The organism is Francisella noatunensis subsp. noatunensis (assembly GCF_009823375.1).
Taxonomy (GTDB): domain Bacteria; phylum Pseudomonadota; class Gammaproteobacteria; order Francisellales; family Francisellaceae; genus Francisella; species Francisella noatunensis.
The window spans coordinates 1-5,290 of the sequence record NZ_WBSX01000124.1; the positions used below are offsets into that span (position 1 = coordinate 1).

Genomic DNA, 5,290 nt, shown 5'->3' on the forward strand with positions numbered 1-5,290 from the left:
TTAACAATATATCTCATCAATACATTAGAAAGTTACAGATAGACTTGAATAATAGACCTAAGAAATGTTTAAATTACTTGACACCTAATGAAGTACATTTTGGTATCTCTATAAACATTGAGAATACAATCTAGCAGATATCTAGCACCATAAAAACATCTTCTGGGACATCATACTCACATTTTATTTTGTACTCTATGGTCGCTTTAAAGCCAAACTTCGGATAATAACTAGGATGCCCCAAAACAAATATTGCATCAATATTATTTTTCTTAGCTTCTTTTATCATCATTTCAATAAGCTTAGTACCTATTCCTTTATGTTGATATTTAGGTGCTACAGACATTGGAGCTAATCCATATATTTTAAGCTCATCAGTTTCTTCAGCTGTCATTTTCGAGAGAATTACTTGGCCTATTATGTTACCTTCATCTGTCTCAGCAACCAAAGATATTAAACTTTGATGATCTGTATGTAACAGCCTAACCAACCTCTCCTCATCACCGGTATCGAATGCTTCAGATATTAGCTTATATATCTGCTCTTGATCCTTTAAATTTTCATACCTAATTTTTACGTGCATATACTAATCTTTGATAACTAGATCACGTGTTGAACGAATTTCTAAATTTATAAACTTGCCAACTTTTTTAAATTTACCAAATACAGCAAATTTAGCTCTTTTACCTTTTCCAAAATCAAGATACTTAATCTGACTAGGTACCACAAATATCGAAAATCTAGAATCCTGATCTGCTTTAAAAAATAGCTTTTTACTCTCTCCAATATCAGAAAGCGTAATTCCTGCAATACCATAAATTAGACAATATTTATTATTAAGCACATGAGTATCAATGAAATTTAAATCAAGAATATTAATAGTTAAAATATCTTGTCTAGCATACTCTCTAATACGATTTTCAGTAAGTTGCTGCTTCTTTTGTGGCATTAGATTAAGCTCTTTTTCTTTAGAAAGCTCACCATTATTCTCTAGCTTAGTAACAAGATTTATACATTTTTCTAAGTTCTTGTTTACTAGAAAATTCAACTTACTCATATCTTTTTTTGAATCACTTAAAACTAATTCTTTGATTTTTTCATCCTGAATTGGTTTGGCAACCCTTGGACAAAGCTCATCATGCTGTTGATCTGTCATAAAAGCAAAATATGTTTCTTGATCAGCTTTACGTACTATTTTTAGTTTAGCTTTGCCGCAATCTGGACAAAAAATATTATCAAAATGGAGTTTACTATTATATTCACTGGCTTTTATGAACCCTCTTTTATATCTAGCTGTTTTCACTTTTTATCCCTAAATCTTTTCAAAAAGAATATCTGATATTGAATGATCGAGATTCTGACCTCGTTTCTCAAATTTTGTCAAAGGTCGCCATTCTGGTCGCGGTGCGAATCCATCATATAGATTTTTGTATTTATTATCATTTTCAAGAAGTTCTAATACTTCCTCTGCATATGGCAACCAATCACTAGCATAATGAAATACCCCACCTACTTTAAGTTTTTTAGCAAATAAGTCAACATTTGATTGATTCACTAATCTACGTTTATTATGCTTTTTCTTATGCCATGGATCTGGAAAATATATCTGCATTCCTGACAAAGAACTATCAGATATCATATTTTCTAATATTTCTACGGCATCATGACTCATCACTAAAAGATTAGAAATATTTTGATGTTCGATTTCATATAGAATATTACCAACTCCAGCTTTATGAACTTCAATCCCTAAATAATTTTTAGTAGGATTTTCTAAAGCCATTTGTACCAATGACCCACCCATTCCAAAACCTATCTCTAATACTACATCATTAGAATTTTTGAAAATTTCAGAAAAGTCTAAACTTTTATTTTGATCATATTCAATCATATATTTAGATGCATAATCATCGAGAGCTTGTTGCTGTTTTTTGGTCACTCTGCCCGCTCTTTGGACATAACTTTTTATCTGGCGTAAATTTTCTTTAGAATTATCACTCATTTTTCTAGATTTATTGCAATTTTATTACTACTATTCTATCGCAAGTCAAACAAAAATAAGAGTATAACAGTGCTAATCTTTTTAACTATTCTAGCTTTACAAATCAGTTGCCTCGTACTACCAGGTCCAGACTTCTTTGTAACTATAAGTAATTCTATTAAATTTGGACATAGATCAGGCATTTATACTGCATTTGGTGTTGCAAGCGGGATTCTTTTAAACACATTTATAGTCTACTGGTTTGGTTCTTTTTTGCTCCACCAACAACCATTACTATTCAAAGCACTAATACTTCTAGGTGTCATTTATCTTGCCTACATTGCATATAACTTATATAAAAATATTTTTACAAAAAAGCAACTTAACCCTAATGCTAACGAGCATATAAAAAATCTCGATAGCTTTGATAAGCCTGCTAATATTAAACTATTTTTAAATGGTGCTTTCACAAACCTAGCCAATGCTAAAGTATTAATTTTTTTCAGCTCAATGCTTAGTCTAGTTGCACAACTTCCAAGTTTTGGTAAAATTGCTATTTGGTTTGCTATAGCACTTAGCACCTTTATTTGGTTTGCTATTGTTGCTACTTTTTTTGGCAATAATAAGCTTAGACAAGTATTTTTTAGAAATATCAAAAAAATTGAGTTAATATCTGCAATTTTTATAACTGTTTTTGTAGTAATTATATTAATTGAGCTTTTTTAGAATAAAACTTTACTCCAACCCAACTTTTCTCTTAGAGTGTCATAATAATTATAATCTTTTGTATGCAAGACAGTGACTTTTTTCTGTGCTTTTTGAATAGTTACTTTCTGGTGAGACCTTAGCATAGTATCATGCCTACCATCAATACTCAAAACAGGTTCAGGATCATTGTAATCTGTTATATAAATATCTATAACACTCGTATCTGAGATGACCAAAGGTCTACTATTTAATGAGTGTGAACATACTGGTACCAAAACCACACTGCTTTGATTAGGATTCAAAATAGGTCCGCCAGCTGACATTGCATGTGCTGTTGAGCCTGTTGGTGTTGCCACAATCAACCCATCACCTCTTTGATCAAAAGCATATCTACCATCTATGTAGACTTTTAAGCCAAACATTAATCCCCTACTAGACGTTATCGCAATTTCATTTAATGCGATAGAAGCCTCAAGAGGTGCTCGTAAATTATCATCAACGCGACATTTCAACATACTCATTTTGGTAACTGAGCTGTCTCCTTTCAATATAGCATCAAGGTCCCTTCTTAAGGCATTATTATCTGCAGCAAGAGTTGTCAAAAACCCAAGCTTACCTTTATTTACGCCAATAACAGGTATATTACTATACAATGCTAAAACTCTAGAAGCCTTAAGAAAATTACCATCTCCACCAACAACGATAGCTACATCACATATCAAAGCTATTTCTTTTAAACTTGCTGTTGCAATATTTTCTAATGTGATATCAGAAGCCGTTTCATCCTCTACCACCACATCTAGATTTGGCTGTTGCAAATAAGCATACAAAACCTCAACTGTTTGACTTACTTCTTTTTTATAATGCTTACCAATAATTGCAACTCTGCTATATTTATAGACCATATTTATAGATTTGTACTAACATTGACTGTAATTATACCAAAATCGAAAATCTTTGGATTAATATTCACAATCATAGATTAACATTCTCATAGCCATCAAATATAAGTTGCTCAAATCTATTAATATATTTAAAATAAAGTATAAGCTTAGTAAATATAGATTGAGTATATGGACAACAAAAATAAACTAGCAAGTATAATTATACCTGTAAAAGATGAATCTAAAGGTATTGATCATCTTTTTAATAGATTGATGCCAATTCTAGAGCAACTACCAACCAAGTATGAACTAGTATTTATAAACGATGGTAGTAACGATAATACTTTAGATCTTCTACTAGAAAAACAAAAGAGCATTCCAGAAATTGCTATCGTTGACTTATCCCGTAATTTTGGTAAAGAAGCCGCATTATTTGCTGGTTTTGCTAACTGCAAAGGTGATGCAGCCATTTCTATTGATGCTGACCTTCAAGATCCACCTGAACTTATTCTAGAGATGGTTGAGCATTGGCTAAATGGCTATGAAGTTGTAACTGCGGTTAGAGAAAATCGTGACACCGATACTTCAACGAAGAAGCACACTGCTGGACTTTTCTACACAGTGATGAATAAAGTTAGTGAAACTAAACTTACTCCTAATGCCGGAGACTATAGACTGTTAAATAGAGCTGCTATTAACGCTTTTCTTGAGCTTAAAGAAAAAGTACGTTTTAACAAAGGTCTTCTTACATGGATAGGCTTCAAAGAGAAAATCGTTTACCATGCTAGAGAAGAAAGAGTAGCTGGACAGACTAAATGGAACTACTGGAAGCTATTTAAGTTTTCTATAGATGGTATTACAAGTTTTAGCCGTGCACCATTAGAGATATGGTCTTATATTGGTGTTTTTGTTGCTTTTATGAGTTTTGTATATGGCTCTATAATAATCATCAAATCATTAGTATTCGGAGCCGATGTCCCAGGCTACCCTTCACTAGTGACATTTATTTTATTCTTTAGTGGATTACAGATGATTGGTATAGGAATGTTAGGAAGCTATATCGGTAGAATATTTATCGAAACAAAGCATCGACCTCTATATATAGTGCGTGAAGTGCACAGATCTGAAAAATAATTTTCTATTAAGCTTTTAAAAGCTAGATTGTATTCTCAATGTTTATAGAGATACCAAAATGTACTTCATTAGGTGTCAAGTAATTTAAACATTTCTTAGGTCTATTATTCAAGTCTATCTGTAACTTTCTAATGTATTGATGAGATATATTGTTAAAGTTAGTACCTTTAGGTATAAATTGTCTGATATACCTATTCATGTTTTCATTAGTACCTCTTTGCCAAGGACTGTATGGATCAGCAAAGAATACTTTGATGCCAGTCTTGCTAGTTAGCTTCTTATGTTTAGCAAACTCTTTACCATTATCAAATGTAGCTGTTAATATTTTATGACCATTAGATACTTTGTACAATATTCTATTGATTGAATTAGCTGTTCTATCTATAGACTTGGCTAAAATAGTAAATCTGCTAGCTCTATCGACCATTGTTACAATAGCACTTTTATGGTCTTTACCAACAATAGTGTCACCTTCAAAGTGATAAAGATTTTTTCTATTAGCACTGCTAGGTCTTTCAGAAATACTCGCTCTATCCTTTATCTTAACTTGTTTAGAGTCACCTTCTTTTTTGTATTTATATTG

Annotated in this window: 6 protein-coding genes and 2 pseudogenes; 3 read left to right on the top strand and 5 right to left on the bottom strand. The window is 31.8% G+C overall.

The annotated features are described in order from the left end of the window. Window positions 1–134, top strand: a pseudogene (locus F8C69_RS11520) (IS30 family transposase); the annotation flags it as partial. Window positions 135–136: 2 nt separating this feature from the next. Here the strand turns inward: F8C69_RS11520 and F8C69_RS08875 are convergent. From F8C69_RS08875 to trmB, 3 genes and pseudogenes are all read right to left on the bottom strand, one after another. Continuing rightward, a pseudogene (locus tag F8C69_RS08875) lies at window positions 137–583 on the bottom strand (GNAT family N-acetyltransferase); the annotation flags it as partial. A 3-nt stretch (window positions 584–586) separates the two neighbouring features. Then, a complete protein-coding gene (locus tag F8C69_RS08880; RefSeq protein WP_159184923.1) occupies window positions 587–1,303 on the bottom strand; it encodes a hypothetical protein in 717 nt (238 codons plus the stop codon). Between the two features lie 9 nt (window positions 1,304–1,312). Then, window positions 1,313–2,002, bottom strand: a complete 690-nt coding sequence (gene trmB, locus F8C69_RS08885; RefSeq protein ID WP_159184924.1) for a tRNA (guanosine(46)-N7)-methyltransferase TrmB — start codon at window positions 2,000–2,002, stop codon at window positions 1,313–1,315. Between the two features lie 69 nt (window positions 2,003–2,071). Here trmB and F8C69_RS08890 point away from each other — a divergent pair, with 69 nt between their 5' ends. Further along, window positions 2,072–2,707, top strand: coding sequence for a LysE family translocator (locus F8C69_RS08890; protein WP_159184925.1), 636 nt, complete (start codon window positions 2,072–2,074; stop codon window positions 2,705–2,707). Here F8C69_RS08890 and F8C69_RS08895 read toward each other — a convergent pair. Beyond that, window positions 2,704–3,594 carry an NAD(+)/NADH kinase gene (locus F8C69_RS08895; RefSeq protein WP_159184926.1) on the bottom strand — a complete coding sequence of 297 codons (891 nt, stop codon included), beginning with the start codon at window positions 3,592–3,594 and terminating at the stop codon, window positions 2,704–2,706. The two genes, F8C69_RS08890 and F8C69_RS08895, sit on opposite strands and share 4 nt — an antisense overlap. 168 nt (window positions 3,595–3,762) lie before the next feature. Between F8C69_RS08895 and F8C69_RS08900 the strand changes: the two genes are divergently transcribed. Beyond that, window positions 3,763–4,707, top strand: a complete 945-nt coding sequence (locus F8C69_RS08900) for a glycosyltransferase family 2 protein (protein ID WP_159184927.1) — start codon at window positions 3,763–3,765, stop codon at window positions 4,705–4,707. 22 nt (window positions 4,708–4,729) lie between these two features. Here the strand turns inward: F8C69_RS08900 and F8C69_RS08905 are convergent. After that, window positions 4,730–5,290 (bottom strand): IS30 family transposase (locus tag F8C69_RS08905; RefSeq protein WP_159183759.1); only part of this gene is annotated, 561 nt, incomplete at its 5' end.

Bases quoted from the DNA above. Each gene is read 5' to 3' on its own strand.
- trmB (WP_159184924.1), bottom strand. From the start codon at position 2,002: ATGAGTGATAATTCTAAAGAAAATTTACGCCAGATAAAAAGTTATGTC.
- F8C69_RS08895 (WP_159184926.1), bottom strand. From the start codon at position 3,594: ATGGTCTATAAATATAGCAGAGTTGCAATTATTGGTAAGCATTATAAA.
- F8C69_RS08900 (WP_159184927.1), top strand. From the start codon at position 3,763: ATGGACAACAAAAATAAACTAGCAAGTATAATTATACCTGTAAAAGAT.